Origin of the sequence: Pseudoalteromonas sp. D15MCD-2 (assembly GCF_038562745.1) — a bacterium.
In the GTDB taxonomy this organism is placed as follows: Bacteria; Pseudomonadota; Gammaproteobacteria; order Enterobacterales; family Alteromonadaceae; genus Pseudoalteromonas.
Genome location: NZ_JBCFQE010000001.1, coordinates 1699544 through 1715333 on the forward strand (window position 1 = coordinate 1699544; position 15790 = coordinate 1715333).

Genomic DNA, 15790 nt, shown 5'->3' on the forward strand with positions numbered 1-15790 from the left:
TTTGAATTTAAGCTAAGTTGTCGATGAACTCAACAGCACGACCAATGTAATTAGCCGGAGTTAATTTTTTCATTTCTACTTTTGCTTCTTCAGGTAACTCAAGACCATCGATGAAATCAGCCATGATTTCTTGGTTTACGCGCTTACCACGAGTAAGGTCTTTAAGTTTTTCATATGGCTTTTCGATACCATATTTACGCATAACTGTTTGGATTGGCTCTGCTAGTAATTCCCAGTTTTGGTCTAGCTCTGCTAATAAACGCTCTTCGTTTACTTCAAGCTTGCTAACACCTTTTAATGTCGCTTGGTAAGCGATAAGTGTGTAGCCCATACCAACACCTAGGTTACGTAATACTGTTGAGTCAGTTAAGTCACGTTGCCAGCGAGAAACAGGTAGTTTTTGCGCAAGGTGAGTAAAGATAGCGTTAGCAATACCTAAGTTACCTTCAGAGTTTTCAAAATCAATCGGGTTTACTTTGTGAGGCATAGTTGATGAACCAATCTCACCTGCGATTGTTTTTTGTTTGAAGTGGTTAAGTGCAATGTAGCCCCAAACGTCACGGTCAAAATCAAGTAATACAGTGTTGAAACGTGCAACTGCATCGAATAACTCAGCAATGTAATCGTGTGGCTCGATTTGTGTTGTGAACGGGTTGAATGTTAAACCTAGGCTCGTTACGAACTGCTCAGCGTGGCTGTGCCAATCGTAATCTGGGTATGCACTTAGGTGAGCGTTGTAGTTACCTACAGCACCGTTGATTTTACCTAACATTTCTACGTTAGCAATTTGGTCACGTTGACGCTTTAAGCGCATGTAGACGTTTGCAAATTCTTTACCCATTGTAGAAGGGGTAGCTGGTTGACCGTGGGTACGTGTCATCATCGCAACTGACTTGTACTCAACTGCTTTTTCTTTTAATGCATTTAGAAGTTGGTCACAGTATGGAAGTAATACTTTGTCACGGGCTTCTGTCAGCATTAAACCGTGAGACAGGTTATTGATGTCTTCTGAAGTACAGGCAAAGTGAATGAATTCGTTAACTGCGTTAAGCTCTGCGTTATCAGCTACTTTTTCTTTAAGTAGGTATTCAACTGCTTTTACGTCATGGTTAGTTGTGCGCTCGATCTCTTTAACGCGTGCTGCATCAGCTTCGCTAAAGTTATCAACAATGGCATTAAGTAAAGCATTAGCCTCGTCGCTAAATGCCGGTACTTCTTTGATTGCGCTAGCTGCAGATAAAGCTTGTAACCAACGAACTTCAACAGTTACACGGTATTTGATTAAACCAAATTCGCTGAAAATGCTGCGTAGTTCCGTGGTCTTGCTGCCATAGCGACCATCTACCGGAGAGATAGCGGTTAACGCTGAAAGCTCCATAATGACTCCTAAATTGTCTAGTTTGAACGATAATTAAATTGATTGTTTAGCAATGGCGAGGATTTTTCTTTTTGCAAAGAAAAAGTGACGGCGTTTCCCGCCCATTTGTCGCCATAACACGGCACTACGAATTCCGGCCAATAATAGGGCACGAATTTTGTTTTGCGTGAGCTGCTGTTTTAATAACTCTGGCTTGCCATACACTTGAATACGATGCCCAAGGGGGCTTAGCACCGATGAGTAAATATCAGCAAGCGCTGCTACTACAGTATCATCTGTGATAGCAAAGTGGTCGAGGCGGCGTTTAACATCATCAATGCGACGACCTAATTCATTTAAGCTGTTTTGTTTTGAACTTAATGCACGTTCTAATTGCATTAAACCACCCACATATTTTACGATTTCGACGTCTTTGTCTGCGCCGGCAGAAAGCTGTGCAATCAAAATGCGATAGCCTTCACGTAAATTATGTTTACCCTGATACACGTCTTCAGGGCTATTTGGTGATGTTTCGACAATACAGTTTAGTAATTTTTCTAATTCGTGATCACTGCCTTGGCCATATTGCGCAACTTTTTGTACTTGTTTAGCAACTTGACACATGGCAGCTAAAGCCATGACTTGGTGCTCTGTCATTATTTGATCACCGAATCAATAATACCACCACCTAAACATACTTCGTCAGCGTAGAATACGGCTGATTGGCCCGGTGTCACTGCTTTTTGTGGCTCATCAAATAGTACGCGTGCCATACCATCTTCACCAACAAGTAAAGTACAGCTGATATCTTCTTGGCGATAACGAGTTTTAACAGTACAGCGTGTGGTCCCTTTAGGACCTTCGCGGTCAACCCAGTGAAGCTGGTTTGCATTTAAACCATTGCTGTAAAGGCGAGGGTGGTCTTTACCTTGACCAACCACTAATACGTTACGATCAACGTCTTTATCAACTACATACCAAGGTTCACCCGAACCTTCTTTCATGCCGCCAATTAATAGACCTTTACGTTGACCAAGTGTGTGGTACATTAAACCTTCGTGATCACCCACTTCATTGCCATCGGTATCTTCAATTTTACCTGGCTGTGCTGGTAAGAACTTCTGTAAGAAGTCTTTAAATTTACGCTCACCAATAAAACAAATACCGGTACTGTCTTTTTTATCGTGAGTGATTAAGTCTTGCTCTTCAGCGATGCGGCGTACTTCAGGCTTAGCAATATCGCCAACAGGGAAAAGTGTTTGCCCAATATGCTCATGGCTTAGAGTGTATAAGAAATAGCTTTGATCTTTGTTGTCATCAAGGCCACGACACATTACAAATTTATCACCGCGCTTTTCACGGCGAACATAGTGGCCAGTAGCGATGTAATCAGCACCAAGTGCTTGTGCTGCAAATTCTAAAAAAGCTTTGAATTTGATTTCTTTATTACACATGATGTCTGGGTTTGGTGTACGACCTGCTTTGTACTCTGCTAGAAAGTATTCAAACACGTTGTCCCAGTATTCGGCTGCAAAATTTACAGTGTGAAGCTCAATACCTAGCTTATCGCACACAGCTTGTGCGTCTTGTAGGTCTTCAGCTGCAGCGCAATATTCATCATTATCGTCTTCTTCCCAGTTTTTCATGAACAGGCCTTCAACTTGATAGCCTTGTTGCTTTAATAAATACGCTGATACAGAAGAATCAACACCGCCGGACATACCCACGATGACTTTAATGTGACTATTTTCGCTCATAATATTCGCTGTCATTTTTTAACTGCTATGGAAAGGCCGATATTATATACCCAAACCACCTCAAGATGCGAGTTTCAGTTGGAATTAAAAGCGATTTAGGCAAGGCATTGATTGCAAGTAATAGTGGTTTGGGCATAGCAAACTTTTAGACACCCAAACCAGCCAAAATCACAGCGGTTATTGGTAAATTAAACTAAGTGGGTAGGCTTTACCAGCTAAATGATCTTCAATGCATTTTAAAACCAGAGGGCTTCGAAGTGGCAGGTTTTTAATTTGCTCAAGGCTAAACCAATCTGCGCTAAGAATGTCATTATCTTGGGGAGATGGTTCAAATAGCTCTGGGCTATTAAAAGCAAAGCTAAAACGCATATAGTGAACGCCATTTGCGGCATGCAAATTATAAATGCCAACAAGGTGATTGGCATTAAGGCTAATGCCTGTTTCTTCAATAAGTTCGCGATGAGCTGCTTCTGCTAAGGTTTCATTGGCTTCTAAATGACCCGCAGGCTGGTTATAGCAAATATCACCTGTGTGTTTATCGCGCTCTTTAACAAGTAAAAAATTGTCTTGGCATGTGACGATGGCGGCCACTGTGACATTGGGTTTATGCATCAGGGTTGTTCACTACTTTAAACTGGCCATTCTCTAATCCATCAAGGGTATAGTTACCAATGCTGTAACGAATTAATCGCAAAGTAGGGAAGCCAACATGCGCTGTCATACGGCGAACTTGGCGATTACGCCCCTCAGTGATAGAGATTTCTAACCAGCTGGTTGGAATGTTTTTACGCTCGCGAACGGGCGGAGTACGAGGCCAAATTGACGGCTCGTCAATACGTCTAACTTTGGCAGGCTTGGTCATGCCATCTTTAAGCTCTACGCCTTTGTTAAGCGAAAAGATTGCCTCATCAGTAACATCACCTTCTACTTGCACCCAATAAGTTTTAGCTGTTTTTTTATTGGGTTCAGTGAGTGTGTGTTGTAATTTACCGCAGTTGGTAAGTAGCAACAGTCCCTCGCTATCTCTGTCTAGGCGTCCTGCTGCATACACGTCTTTAATAGTAATAAAGTCGGCAAGCGTTTTGCGGTTTTGGTCATCGGTAAATTGGCAAAGCACATCAAATGGTTTGTTAAATAGCACCACTTTGCGCTGCTCAGGGCTAATTGTTTTTTTAACTTGGCGTTTTTGAGTAGGCCTTGAATAAGTTCGGCCGCTGCTGCGGCGTGGTTTGCTATTGGCTTTATTAACCATTAAATACACCTAGCGGGTTTAGGTAAACCTGCAATTTTAGTCGCTTGCTTTGCTGGGCCTTTAGGGAATAGCTTATACAAATACATGCTATTACCTTTTTCCTCACCTAGCTTTTGGGCCATTGCTTTGACCAGCATGCGTATTGCAGGGCTAGTGTTGTACTCTACGTAAAAATCACGCACAAAATGCACAACTTCCCAGTGCTGCTCACTTAAGGTTATGTTCTCTTGTTCAGCAATAATAGGTGCAAGCTCTTCACACCAATCATTTGAATCAAGTAAATACCCTTGTTTGTCTGTTTCTATCTGTTTGTTATTAAATTCAAGCATGGTTTACCAAGTAATCGTGTTTTTTGCGTTTAAAGTCATTTCTACAAATTGTGCATAGTTTATTGCGATATCGCCTTGATTAAATGAAATATCACGGGCTACAGCGTCTTCTTCAAGTAAATGAATTGCTGAAGAGAATTGCTTAAACTGCATGTTGTTATAACAAGCGTCACTAACAAGTAGCACTGTATCTTGCGAAGAAATCAAATTTGCCAACATATTATTGCAATAGTGAGCTAAGGGTTTTGAAAAAATATGCAAGGTACTCATAAGGTCACCACTTGATGCTGCTCTGTAATTAATTCACGCTGTTGCTCAAAGTTAGCTACTTTAACATCGATAATCAGACTATCTTCTGAAAGGTTAAAATCCATTAACGACTTTTCACATACATATATGTTTTCAACATCGTATAACTCAAGGGTTTTAATGGTTTTAAAATAGTTTTTTATGCCAAGTTGCTCTGGCTGTTGATTTTTTTTCAAAGCTAAAACAGCCTCACCACTTAGAAGCCAACTAATGTTCTGTTCAATAGCAGCAAAAATCAGTGTGGTGTCGAGTGAGTCACGAATATGTTGATCATCAAATGGACTATGTTGGCTTATTACTAAAATGTTTTTCATTTAAATTGCACCCATTTATCCGCTTCACTGACAAGCATCGCAAATTCTGCAAGCCCAGCGACGGTAAACACGCCTGTGTTATCGATATCTAAACCACGCTTTTCAGCAGCAGTGACACATAGCAGTAGAGGGATCTCTTGCTCACTTAACGACTGCCACAAACGATTAATTGGAAGCTCGTCGCTGGCAAGTTCTAAATGGTTACTTGCGTGGTAAACACCAGCTTGATAAAGAAAGATAGCTGCAATTGAGTGACCAGAGTCAAGACAGGCCTGTGCAAATTTAATTAGCCGTTGAGTTGTGTCGTGATCGGTCGGCGCGGTATGAAGAGAAAGTACAAATTGTGCCAAAACGCATCCAATAAAAAAGCCCCTAGAAAGGGGCTATTTTAGCAGAACTATTTAATTAGTCATCACTTGCACCAAGTAGGTGAAGAAGAGACGTAAATAAATTATACACGTTCAGGTATAAAGCAACTGTTGCGCGAATGTAATTAGTCTCGCCGCCATTAATAATGCGGCTAGTATCAAATAAGATTAAACCAGACATGATTAGCACAACTGCAGCATTAATAACCATAAAGGTAATTGAGCTGCCAATAAATAAGTTAACTAGGCTTGCAATAATAACCACGATTAAACCTACAGTTAAAAAGCCACCCATAAATGAGAAGTCTTTTTTAGTGGTAAGCGCATAAGCCGACAAACCAAAGAAGATTAACGCAGTAGAGCCTAATGCTTGCATAATAAGCATAGGACCATTTGGCATTGCAGCGTAGTAGTTAAGCATTGGACCAAGTCCTGCGCCCATTAAACCTGTGAAAACAAATACCCAAGCAACACCTGAAGCACTGTCTGCTTTTTTGTGAACAACAAAAAGTACACCGAATGCAATCAAACTAAATACTAACCCCATAAAATAAGGTAGATTCATTGCCATTGATATACCTGCTGTCACTGCGCTAAATGCCAGTGTCATTGCCAGTAAGAAATAGGTATTCTTTAAAACTTTATTGGTTTCAATAGTCGACATTACTGGTCTTGCAGTATTGTACGATTGATTAAACGCCATTGTTAGAGCTCCTTTAAATGAACTTATACGTTCGTTAGTTCCAATTATTAAACTGAACTAAGCCTATCAAGAGTTATATATTTGGGCAAACTATTGTGGATCAATAGACAAGATAAATAATCGAAAAGTTCAATGTTGCGCACAATCTAAACGCTACTGTATTAATGCTGAGCAAATTAATTGTTTTTTAATCACTTAAACAGTTTTTTGAAAAAAAAGCTTCACAAGCACGGCCGCTTTATCTATTATGCACGCCGTCGGAGAGATGGCAGAGTGGTCGAATGCACCGGTCTTGAAAACCGGCAGGGGTTTGTAGCCCCTCTAGGGTTCAAATCCCTATCTCTCCACCATTATTTTTACTACTGGCGTAAGCGGGTAGGTTTCCGCATTCGGAGAGATGGCAGAGTGGTCGAATGCACCGGTCTTGAAAACCGGCAGGGGTTTGTAGCCCCTCTAGGGTTCAAATCCCTATCTCTCCACCATCATTTAAGCCGCTGAATTTATTCAGCGGCTTTTTTGTTTCTTGTGCTTTTCATTTGTTCTGCAAATTACGACTATTGTCGATATTTCGCATTTTAACTAGTTAGTCCATGCTTAACACTTCTCGTATTATCTTTGTGACATTAGGGAATTTATGAAACATCGTTTAGCAAAGAGTGTAGGACTTTCTTTATTATCGCCTGTGATCATCGGTTGTATCTTGGGTCTTTATTATGCGTTTACACTTGAAGGAAATGGTTTAAACATTTTCTTTAACTTATTCGTTAGCGCAATCGCCAATGCCCACATTGTAGGTCTTACTATGGCAGCGTTTGTGGTACCTGGTTATTTACTTATGTATAAGTATGCAAAGGTTAATTATTCAGGTGTTCTGACACTTGGCTTACTAGGTGGCGCTATTTTCAGCTACTTACTTAGCGCTACAACAGGTATGGCTTTTATAGTCAATGCTGTGATGTCTGCTCTGGCAGCTGGACTGTTTTTATTTGGTTTAAGACAGGGCCTTACAACACAATCTTCTCATCAATAGCAGAATATTTAATCAAGCTGACTGAAATTGAGGGCAAAATGTTTTTTTTTGCCCTTAAAAGGTTTCATTTGTCGTCTACAAAGAGTACCTTTAGCTACTGTATGTTTAATAAGAAGTAGTTTGGTATGCAAAAGCAAGATTTTTACCAGTCATTAGTTAAACAAACTGAGTCGCTAATCACTGGTGAATCAAATGTTATTGCCAACATGGCAAATATTAGTGCGCTGTTATTTACCTCTTTAGAGGATATCAATTGGGCGGGCTTTTATTTAATGGATTCACCTGAAGAATTAGTGCTAGGGCCGTTTCAAGGTAATCCTGCATGTATCCGTATTCCAGTAGGTAAAGGGGTATGTGGAACTGCCGCGCAAACACAACAAACACAACTCATTGAAGACGTGCATGCATTTGCCGGTCACATTGCCTGTGATGCTGCATCTAACTCTGAAGTAGTTGTGCCGATTTTCAAAGACGGTAAAGTATTTGCTGTACTTGATATCGACAGCCCAAGCATTGCGCGATTCGATGCTGATGATCAAGCTGGTTTAGAAGCATTGGTAAAGTGCTTTGAGGCAAATCTAAAATGAAAGATCTGCTAAATGTGCAAGATTACCTCTTTGCAATCCAAGATGTTGGTGATTGGGAAGGGGAAGAAGAAGTTGTTGCCGAAAGGCTCAACGACTTGATTCACATGGCATGGGAGCGTCTACCAGATGACCTTGACTGTGAATCAATTGATGAAATTATAAATGGTATTTGGGAACACCTTCGAGGTGATTTAGCGCTTATTGAAGCGGACTTCGAAGAGTTGACCGACTGGGTAACACACTATGTCGATTCATCACTTGATGAAAAGATGTAATAAAAGGTTCTAACATGGAAACCACAAACAAGCTAAAAGATATTAATGAAGTACTGGATTTCTTATACCAAGAATTTCCAAAATGTTTTAAACAAAAAGACGGTATTCAGCCGCTTAAAGTAGGTATTTTTAAAGATATCGCTGAGCGTATTGAAGGTTCTGAGAAAGTAAGTAAAACTCAGGTTCGTCAAGCACTAAGAAAGTACACCTCAAACTGGCGCTATTTAGAAGCTGTAACTAAGTCTGAGTTCCGTATCGATCTTGATGGTAATCAAGACGAAAAAGTAGAACAAGAGCACATTGAGCACGCACAAAAAGCGTTAGAAGAAAGCCGCGCTAAAATGGCAAAGCGTAAGAAGCCACAACGTCCACGTAAAGACGGTGACACAAAATCTTACAAAAAGAATAGTGGCCACCACGCTAAATCTGGCGAAAAAGGCGCTAAAGTAAATAATAAGACTGCTAAAGCTGCTCCTGCAAAACGTTCAGGAAAAGTTGAACCTTTACCTGCCTCAGAGGTCAAGGTTAATAGCAAAGTTAAAGTTAAACTTGGCCAAGCACTTGTAAACGCGGTTATTACTGAAGTGAATAAAGATGAAGTTCACGTTGAGTTAGTAACAGGGATGCAAGTTAAGACCAAAGCAGACAGCCTGTATATCATTTAATAGCTGTAAAAAATAAAGGAGTTGTGTATGAGTAAAAAGTTTACGCTCATTCCGTTAGTCGCTGCCCTGTTTTCAGGTTCATTATTGGCATCTTCAGATAATCTGACTGAAAAAGACCTGCCAGTACTCAAGCAAGAAAGCCAACATAGTACGGCAAGCAAACGGGTGACAAACTTATTTACTCGTGCACACTACAAACCAATTAAATTTAACGATGAATTATCTGAGAAGGTTTTTGATCGTTATATTGAATCTCTCGACTACAATAAAAATGTGTTTTTAGCCTCTGACATTGCCTCGTTTGAGCAATATAAAGACCAGTTTGATAATGCATTGTCGACAGGTAAATTGGGATTTGCCTTTGATATTTTTAACTTAAGTTTAAAACGTCGTTTTGAACGCTATGACTATTCTTTATCGTTACTTGAAAACGAAATGAAGTTCGATAAAGAAGATGAGTATCTGTTTGACCGCGAAGACGCAAACTGGGCAACAAGCCAAGCTGAGCTTGATGAACTTTGGCGTCAACGCGTTAAATACGATGCTTTACGATTAAAAATGACTGGTAAAGATTGGCAAGGGATTAAAGAAGTCTTGACCAAACGCTACCACAACGCACAAAAGCGTTTAGTACAAACTAACAGTGAAGATGCTTTTCAAATCGTGATGAATTCATTCGCACGAAGCATTGAAGCGCATACCTCTTATTTATCACCTCGTCGCGCTGAGCAATTCAAGATGGACATGGATCTTGAATTAGAAGGTATTGGTGCGGTACTTAGCTATGATGAAGACTACACAGTTATCCGTAGCTTAGTACCTGGCGGTCCGGCTGATAAGTCTGAACAAATTAAAGCAGATGACCGTATTATTGGTGTTGCTCAAGAAGGTGAAGAATTTGTTGATGTGATTGGCTGGCGTTTAGATGACGTAGTTGATTTAATCAAAGGCCCTAAAGGGACAAAAGTTCGTCTGCAATATCTAAAAGGGGCGGATGCTCACGGCACACCAAAAGTGGTTGAAATCACGCGTGATAAAATTCGCTTAGAAGACCGCGCTGCAAAATCTGAAGTATTTGAAGCAAAATATTCAGACTTAACCAGCAAAATTGGTGTGATTGAAATCCCAGGTTTCTATAACAACCTATCACAAGACGTTAAAGTTGAAATTGCAAAATTAAAAGAAGCCAAAGTAGACGGTATCATCATCGATTTACGTCAAAACGGCGGCGGTTCACTTTACGAAGCGACTCAGCTTTCTGGCTTATTTATCGATCAAGGTCCTGTAGTACAAATTCATACGCTAAATAATCGTATTGAAGAGCAAAAAGACCGTGACGGCGTCACTTTTTATGATGGCCCACTTACTGTGTTGGTTGATCGCTACAGCGCATCTGCCTCAGAGATTTTTGCAGCAGCGATGCAAGATTACGGCCGTGCTATTGTGATTGGTGAGCAAACCTTTGGTAAGGGTACTGTACAGCAGCACAAACCACTTGGCCGTGCTTATGACTTATATGATCATCCATTAGGTAGCGTGCAGTATACCATTGCAAAATTCTACCGAATTAATGGCGGAAGCACACAGCACAAAGGCGTTATTCCAGATGTGTCATTCCCATCGGCAATTGAGCCATCAGAGTGGGGCGAGAGTCAACAAGACAACGCGCTACCTTGGGATAGCATCATACGTGCTAAGTACAACTCGGTTGATAACCTAAAACCAGCGATTGCTTACGTTAATAAGCTTCATGATGCGCGTATTGCAGATGAGCCTGAATTTGGTTATGTGTTTGCTGATATTAAACGCTATCAAGAAGAGAAAGACCGTAAGACTATCTCATTGGTTGAAGCGACGCGTCTAAAAGAGAAAGACGAAGGTGAAGAACGCGCGTTAGAACGTGCTAATGAACGACTTGTTCGCCTTGGAGAAAAGCCAGTAGAGAAGCTTGACGATTTACCTGATAGCCTTGACGAGCTAGACCCTTTCTTAGAAGAAGCCGCATTAATCACCCAAGATTATATAAAATATGGTCGTATCGCTAAGAAATAATTAGCAATTAATTAGCAATATCGATTAATAAAAAGGCGCTTAAGCGCCTTTTTTGCTACCTAAAACAGGTTAGATTGGTATAATCACAAAATCTGGCTGCATAAGGCCACTGAAGTTTTGCGTCAAAGCTTACAATAATAATTAAACACGCCACATAAGACGTGTAGGAGACTATCTTTTGAATTCAATTGAAGAGAAGCCAATTAAACAGGCCAGTTTTTTAGATGCCTTAATCCCAATTACTGTGCTCGTGTGCCTACTAGGCGCTGCTGTTTATTTATTCGGTGATAATTCATCATCAGGTCCTAACCAAATTGCTTTATTATTCGCTACATTTACCGCGGCATTAATAGGCTTAAAAAATGGTTACACCTGGAAGAAACTAGAACAAGCTATGATTGAGGGGATCACCTTATCCCTTGGAGCAATCATTATATTATTAATGGTGGGTGCCTTAATTGGTACTTGGCTGTTATCAGGCACAGTACCCACTCTAATTTACTATGGCTTACAAATTATCAACCCAAGTTGGTTCTATGCCGCTAGTTGTTTAATTTGTGGCATTGTCGCTATGAGTATTGGTAGCTCTTGGACCACAGCAGCGACTATTGGTGTGGCGCTATTAGGTGTTGCAACCGGTCTTGGTTTAGAACAAGTTGTCACAGCAGGTGCGGTGATTTCTGGTGCCTACTTTGGTGATAAATTAAGCCCGCTTTCTGAAACAACAAACTTAGCACCAGCAGTGGCTGGGGCAGATTTATTTGAGCATATCCATCACATGCTTTGGACTACAGTGCCAAGCTTCATTATTGCGTTAATCATTTTTATTTTTATGGGCTTTAATGCCGGTGGTTCAGCTGAAGCTGGACGTATTGATGAAATCGTTAATTTATTAGAGCAAAACTTTAATATTGGTTTTGAAATGCTAGTACCACTGGTGGTGTTGCTGTTTTTAGCAATTCGTAAGATGCCAGCTTTCCCAGCTATATCGATTGGTGCCGTGCTAGGTGCAATTTGGGCTATGTTATTTCAATCAGATTTAATCAATAGTCAAATTGATGCCTCACAAGGCCAAGCAATTGGTTACTTCAAATTAGTTTGGACAACATTCTTCGATGGATTCAGCATTGATACTGGCGATGAAAAAATGGATTCATTATTAAGCGGTGGTGGTATGGCTGGCATGCTAACAACCACTTGGCTGATTATGACGGCCTTGATGTTTGGCGCTATCATGGAAAAAACCGGCTTACTTGATATGTTCGTAAAGAGCATCTTAAAAATTGCTAAAAGCACGGGTTCTCTTATCACAGCAACGATTGCAACGTGTATTGGTACCAATGCGGTTGCAGCTGACCAATATATCGCGATTGTTGTTCCTGGTCGTATGTTTAAAGATGAATATGAAAAACGCGGTTTAAAGCCTGTAAATTTATCTCGCACATTAGAAGATGGTGGCACAATTACTAGCCCACTTATTCCTTGGAATACCTGTGGTGCCTATATGCAAAGTGTTTTACTAATCAATCCATTTGACTATGCAATGTACGCCTTCTTTAATTTAATTAATCCATTCTTAGCGGTTGTTTATGCCTATTTTGGTATTAAAATTTTACGTATTACCCCAAAACATCTTAAACAAGAAGCTAACGCCGAATAAACTATTTAGGCCCTGCTAAGCAGGGCCATTTGGAGTCAGTAATGTCTGCTACGAGTAAACCTCAAGCTCAATATTTAAAAGATTACCAAGCCCCACAATTTTCAATCCAACATATCGATTTACGTTTCGAATTAGCCCCTTTAAAAACATCAGTGCAGTCAACAATGACAATCAATCGTACCGATGAAAGCAATGCAGATCTTGCGCTAGATGGTGTTGATTTAACGCTAATTTCAGTGATTGTTGATGACAAAGCGTATGATGATTTCACGCTTGAAGATGAAAAGCTGATCATTCATAACTTACCTGAAAGCTTTATTCTGAAAATTGAAAACCATATTGACCCGCAAACGAATACCTCGTTAGAAGGTTTGTACTTGTCGGGTGGTGCTTACTGTACGCAATGTGAGGCAGAAGGTTTTAGAAAGATTACCTATTACCTTGACCGCCCAGACGTGCTTGCTAGCTTTGATGTAACCATTATTGCCGACAAAAAGTACACTCACTTGCTGTCTAATGGTAACCAAATTGAATCAGGTAACTTAGATGACGGTCGTCATTTTGTAAAATGGCAAGACCCATTTAAAAAGCCTAGCTACTTATTTGCATTAGTCGCCGGTGATTTTGACGTATTACGTGACCATTACACGACGCAGTCTGGACGAAAAGTTGAATTAGCCTTGTTTGTTGATAAAGGTAATTTATCAAAAACGCCTCATGCCATGACTTCTTTAAAGAAATCAATGCAATGGGATGAAGAGCGCTTTAACCTTGAATACGATTTAGATATTTACATGATTGTTGCCGTTGATTTCTTCAACATGGGCGCAATGGAAAATAAAGGCCTGAATATCTTTAACTCTAAATGTGTTCTTGCTAATCAAGAAACAGCTACAGACAAAGATTACCATACGATTGAATCAATTGTAGGTCACGAGTACTTCCATAACTGGACCGGCAACCGTGTGACTTGCCGTGACTGGTTCCAGTTGTCTTTAAAAGAAGGCTTAACGGTTTTCCGTGACCAAGAGTTTAGTAGCGACTTAGGCTCACGTGCGCTTAATCGTATTGATGCGGTTAAAGTAATGCGTACTCACCAGTTTAGTGAAGATGCAGGCCCTATGGCTCACCCAATTCGCCCTGAAAAAGTCATTGAAATGAATAACTTTTATACAGTGACTGTGTATGACAAAGGGGCTGAAGTTATTCGCATGATGCACACCTTACTTGGAGAAGAAAAGTTCCAACAAGGTATGGCATTGTATTTCGAGCGCCATGACGGACAAGCAGTTACTTGTGATGATTTTGTCGCTGCCATGAGTGATGCGTCTGGCATTGATTTAACGCAATTTAAGCGCTGGTATAGTCAAGCGGGTACACCTAAGCTCAATGTAGAGCAAGCGTATGATGAACAAAACCAAACTTTCACATTAAGCATTGAGCAGTTTGCACCTGATAATCAGCCTAACAATGCCTTACTGCATATTCCTTTTGCTATTGAACTTTTAGATAGTGATGGGCAGTCGCTACCACTTTTGATTGATAATCAGCCACAAGATTCGGTATTGAATGTCACAGAAAAAACACAGCAGTTTGTTTTTGAGGGCATTAAACAGCGCCCAGTCGCAGTGCTATTAGAAGATTTCTCTGCGCCATGCATCGTTAATCAGAATACATCTGCCGCTGATCTGTTACATATTATGCGTTTTGCTCGCAGTGACTTTTCACGTTGGGATGCTCAGCAGCGCTTATTTACTAATGAAATGAAAGCAGCGATTGCCAGTGGTGAAGCTTGCTTATCGGATGATATCTTGTCGGCATTAAAGCTACTAGTTGATAATCGTGAAGGTGACCTTGCGCTGATTGCGGAGCTGTTAAAACTGCCTAGCTACGATACTCTTGCAGCTGAATATGCTGTCCTGTTGATGACATTATTGCTGTTCAAAATGCATTTGAATCGCAAATTGCCAACTTCCTAACAGAATCATTGGTTAATTGTTATAACGCGCTTGAAGATGATGGTTCAACATCTGCTACAGCCGTTGCAGTGCGTGCTCTTAAGCAACTTTGTTTACACTATTTAGCGAAAACAAATCACAGCGACGTTAATGGCCTTATCGAAGAGTCTGCCCACAGTAATAATATGACCAATGCACTTACTGCATTAAGTGCTGTTGTAAAAGCAAATCACTCACTATGTGATACGCTTTTAACAGAGTTTGATGCTAAATGGCGTCATGATGTGCTCGTTATGGATAAATGGTTTGCACTGCAAGCGATGAAAGATTCAGCAACGAGTATCAGCGATATTAAAGCGCTCTATGATCACCCAAGTTTTGACTTTGGTAATCCTAACCGTGTTCGTGCTTTGGTTGGTAGCTTTAGCCACTTTAATATCACTCAATTCCATCGAGCCGATGGTGAAGGGTATCAGCTATTAGGTGACTTATTAGTGAGGCTTAATGATATTAACCCGCAAAATGCATCACGCATGCTAACGCCATTTATGTCATGGAAACGCTACGATGAAAATCGTTCTGCGGCAATGAAAGCACAACTTCAACGTTTAGCTGATTTAGACGGCCTCAGTGATGATCTGTTTGAAAAAGTAGAGAAAGCACTTGAAAGTTAATGACAGAGTACTATTTTGCCTTGTATCTGAGTTACTCAGAGTGTCTTGATTACTATCATGGTAAATATAAATCTGTGCAAGTCACAGAAGATGGTGGTAAGACAGTTCGCTTTGACGCTCACCATTTGCGTCCTTTTATTTCTTCGCTAGGAATAAGAGGGCGCTTTAGGTTGACATTAACGGCTGAAAATCAGTTTTTAAAACTCGAGAAAATTAGTTAAAAAAGCAGCATTAGCTGCTTTTTTTGTAATATTTGTCTCCCAAAATGCTAAATTTCACTGTCCCCAATTCGCTAAATTTATTATATTTTTGTTAATTCGATTTGTTCTATTGTTAATTTACGTGTATAAAATATCTGGTATGACGTCTTACCAATACGTAAACGTCACATTTTTAAATAAATATTAACCGATTGAACGCGTTCTATATTGTAATTTTACTGTTTCGCTTCTATCGTTAGAAAGATACTAAAAACAACAATTTGATCACAAAACAACCCG

Annotated in this window: 17 protein-coding genes, 2 tRNA genes and 1 pseudogene; 10 read left to right on the top strand and 10 right to left on the bottom strand. The window is 40.2% G+C overall.

Going from position 1 to position 15790, the window contains the following annotated elements; all coding sequences use genetic code 11:
- Positions 1 to 7 precede the first annotated feature (7 nt).
- The 10 genes from purB to AADY36_RS07715 form a co-directional block, all read right to left on the bottom strand.
- Positions 8 to 1378, bottom strand: coding sequence for an adenylosuccinate lyase (gene purB, locus AADY36_RS07670; protein WP_054561603.1), 1371 nt, complete (start codon positions 1376 to 1378; stop codon positions 8 to 10).
- Between the two features lie 33 nt (positions 1379 to 1411).
- Positions 1412 to 2014, bottom strand: a complete 603-nt coding sequence (gene hflD / locus AADY36_RS07675) for a high frequency lysogenization protein HflD (RefSeq protein WP_054561602.1) — start codon at positions 2012 to 2014, stop codon at positions 1412 to 1414.
- On the bottom strand, positions 2014 to 3114 hold the full coding sequence (gene mnmA / locus AADY36_RS07680) for a tRNA 2-thiouridine(34) synthase MnmA (protein ID WP_054562001.1): 1101 nt from the start codon (positions 3112 to 3114) through the stop codon (positions 2014 to 2016). The genes hflD and mnmA overlap by 1 nt, the downstream gene beginning before the upstream one ends.
- Before the next feature lie 177 nt (positions 3115 to 3291).
- The gene (locus AADY36_RS07685) at positions 3292 to 3726 is read right to left on the bottom strand and encodes an NUDIX hydrolase (RefSeq protein ID WP_054561601.1); all 435 of its coding nucleotides are present in this window, start codon (positions 3724 to 3726) and stop codon (positions 3292 to 3294) included.
- Positions 3719 to 4366 carry an rRNA large subunit pseudouridine synthase E gene (locus AADY36_RS07690; RefSeq protein WP_054561600.1) on the bottom strand — a complete coding sequence of 216 codons (648 nt, stop codon included), beginning with the start codon at positions 4364 to 4366 and terminating at the stop codon, positions 3719 to 3721. The genes AADY36_RS07685 and AADY36_RS07690 overlap by 8 nt, the downstream gene beginning before the upstream one ends.
- Positions 4366 to 4695: a TusE/DsrC/DsvC family sulfur relay protein gene (locus AADY36_RS07695; RefSeq protein WP_054561599.1), complete on the bottom strand. Its 330-nt coding sequence runs from the start codon at positions 4693 to 4695 to the stop codon at positions 4366 to 4368. The genes AADY36_RS07690 and AADY36_RS07695 overlap by 1 nt, the downstream gene beginning before the upstream one ends.
- A 3-nt stretch (positions 4696 to 4698) precedes the next feature.
- The gene (locus AADY36_RS07700) at positions 4699 to 4914 is read right to left on the bottom strand and encodes a DsrH/TusB family sulfur relay protein (RefSeq protein ID WP_236702925.1); all 216 of its coding nucleotides are present in this window, start codon (positions 4912 to 4914) and stop codon (positions 4699 to 4701) included.
- A gap of 47 nt (positions 4915 to 4961) precedes the next feature.
- Positions 4962 to 5318: a sulfurtransferase complex subunit TusC gene (gene tusC / locus AADY36_RS07705; protein ID WP_054561597.1), complete on the bottom strand. Its 357-nt coding sequence runs from the start codon at positions 5316 to 5318 to the stop codon at positions 4962 to 4964.
- Positions 5315 to 5668 carry a sulfurtransferase complex subunit TusD gene (gene tusD, locus AADY36_RS07710; RefSeq protein WP_054551401.1) on the bottom strand — a complete coding sequence of 118 codons (354 nt, stop codon included), beginning with the start codon at positions 5666 to 5668 and terminating at the stop codon, positions 5315 to 5317. Before tusD ends, tusC begins: the two co-directional genes overlap by 4 nt.
- 55 nt (positions 5669 to 5723) lie before the next feature.
- Positions 5724 to 6389, bottom strand: coding sequence for a Bax inhibitor-1/YccA family protein (locus AADY36_RS07715; RefSeq protein ID WP_054561596.1), 666 nt, complete (start codon positions 6387 to 6389; stop codon positions 5724 to 5726).
- A 259-nt stretch (positions 6390 to 6648) separates the two neighbouring features.
- On the opposite strand from AADY36_RS07715, the gene AADY36_RS07720 reads away from it, so the two are divergent.
- The 10 genes and pseudogenes from AADY36_RS07720 to AADY36_RS07765 all read left to right on the top strand — a co-directional run bounded on the left by AADY36_RS07720 (position 6649) and on the right by AADY36_RS07765 (position 15511).
- A tRNA-Ser gene (locus AADY36_RS07720) sits at positions 6649 to 6739 on the top strand.
- A 41-nt stretch (positions 6740 to 6780) separates the two neighbouring features.
- A tRNA-Ser gene (locus AADY36_RS07725) sits at positions 6781 to 6871 on the top strand.
- Positions 6872 to 7023: 152 nt separating this feature from the next.
- Positions 7024 to 7419 (top strand): hypothetical protein, encoded by a 396-nt coding sequence (locus tag AADY36_RS07730; RefSeq protein ID WP_054561595.1) that lies wholly within the window; start codon positions 7024 to 7026, stop codon positions 7417 to 7419.
- Between the two features lie 125 nt (positions 7420 to 7544).
- Positions 7545 to 8006, top strand: a complete 462-nt coding sequence (locus AADY36_RS07735) for a GAF domain-containing protein (RefSeq protein WP_054561594.1) — start codon at positions 7545 to 7547, stop codon at positions 8004 to 8006.
- The gene (locus tag AADY36_RS07740; protein WP_054561593.1) at positions 8003 to 8281 is read left to right on the top strand and encodes a hypothetical protein; all 279 of its coding nucleotides are present in this window, start codon (positions 8003 to 8005) and stop codon (positions 8279 to 8281) included. The genes AADY36_RS07735 and AADY36_RS07740 overlap by 4 nt, the downstream gene beginning before the upstream one ends.
- Before the next feature lie 14 nt (positions 8282 to 8295).
- Positions 8296 to 8946: an RNA chaperone ProQ gene (gene proQ, locus AADY36_RS07745; protein WP_054561592.1), complete on the top strand. Its 651-nt coding sequence runs from the start codon at positions 8296 to 8298 to the stop codon at positions 8944 to 8946.
- 27 nt (positions 8947 to 8973) lie between these two features.
- On the top strand, positions 8974 to 10998 hold the full coding sequence (gene prc, locus AADY36_RS07750; RefSeq protein WP_054561591.1) for a carboxy terminal-processing peptidase: 2025 nt from the start codon (positions 8974 to 8976) through the stop codon (positions 10996 to 10998).
- Positions 10999 to 11176: 178 nt separating this feature from the next.
- Positions 11177 to 12658: a Na+/H+ antiporter NhaC gene (nhaC, locus tag AADY36_RS07755; protein WP_054561590.1), complete on the top strand. Its 1482-nt coding sequence runs from the start codon at positions 11177 to 11179 to the stop codon at positions 12656 to 12658.
- 41 nt (positions 12659 to 12699) lie between these two features.
- A pseudogene (gene pepN, locus AADY36_RS07760) lies at positions 12700 to 15290 on the top strand (aminopeptidase N).
- Positions 15290 to 15511 (top strand): DUF2835 domain-containing protein, encoded by a 222-nt coding sequence (locus AADY36_RS07765; protein ID WP_082401568.1) that lies wholly within the window; start codon positions 15290 to 15292, stop codon positions 15509 to 15511. Before pepN ends, AADY36_RS07765 begins: the two are co-directional and overlap by 1 nt.
- Positions 15512 to 15790: the final 279 nt, after the last annotated feature.

Excerpts from the sequence above, each read along its gene's own strand:
- purB (WP_054561603.1), bottom strand. The coding sequence starts at position 1,378 with ATGGAGCTTTCAGCGTTAACCGCTATCTCTCCGGTAGATGGTCGCTAT.
- hflD (WP_054561602.1), bottom strand. The coding sequence starts at position 2,014 with ATGACAGAGCACCAAGTCATGGCTTTAGCTGCCATGTGTCAAGTTGCT.
- mnmA (WP_054562001.1), bottom strand. The coding sequence starts at position 3,114 with ATGAGCGAAAATAGTCACATTAAAGTCATCGTGGGTATGTCCGGCGGT.
- AADY36_RS07685 (WP_054561601.1), bottom strand. The coding sequence starts at position 3,726 with ATGCATAAACCCAATGTCACAGTGGCCGCCATCGTCACATGCCAAGAC.
- AADY36_RS07690 (WP_054561600.1), bottom strand. The coding sequence starts at position 4,366 with ATGGTTAATAAAGCCAATAGCAAACCACGCCGCAGCAGCGGCCGAACT.
- AADY36_RS07695 (WP_054561599.1), bottom strand. The coding sequence starts at position 4,695 with ATGCTTGAATTTAATAACAAACAGATAGAAACAGACAAACAAGGGTAT.
- AADY36_RS07700 (WP_236702925.1), bottom strand. The coding sequence starts at position 4,914 with ATGTTGGCAAATTTGATTTCTTCGCAAGATACAGTGCTACTTGTTAGT.
- tusC (WP_054561597.1), bottom strand. The coding sequence starts at position 5,318 with ATGAAAAACATTTTAGTAATAAGCCAACATAGTCCATTTGATGATCAA.
- AADY36_RS07715 (WP_054561596.1), bottom strand. The coding sequence starts at position 6,389 with ATGGCGTTTAATCAATCGTACAATACTGCAAGACCAGTAATGTCGACT.
- AADY36_RS07730 (WP_054561595.1), top strand. The coding sequence starts at position 7,024 with ATGAAACATCGTTTAGCAAAGAGTGTAGGACTTTCTTTATTATCGCCT.
- AADY36_RS07735 (WP_054561594.1), top strand. The coding sequence starts at position 7,545 with ATGCAAAAGCAAGATTTTTACCAGTCATTAGTTAAACAAACTGAGTCG.
- AADY36_RS07740 (WP_054561593.1), top strand. The coding sequence starts at position 8,003 with ATGAAAGATCTGCTAAATGTGCAAGATTACCTCTTTGCAATCCAAGAT.
- proQ (WP_054561592.1), top strand. The coding sequence starts at position 8,296 with ATGGAAACCACAAACAAGCTAAAAGATATTAATGAAGTACTGGATTTC.
- prc (WP_054561591.1), top strand. The coding sequence starts at position 8,974 with ATGAGTAAAAAGTTTACGCTCATTCCGTTAGTCGCTGCCCTGTTTTCA.
- AADY36_RS07765 (WP_082401568.1), top strand. The coding sequence starts at position 15,290 with ATGACAGAGTACTATTTTGCCTTGTATCTGAGTTACTCAGAGTGTCTT.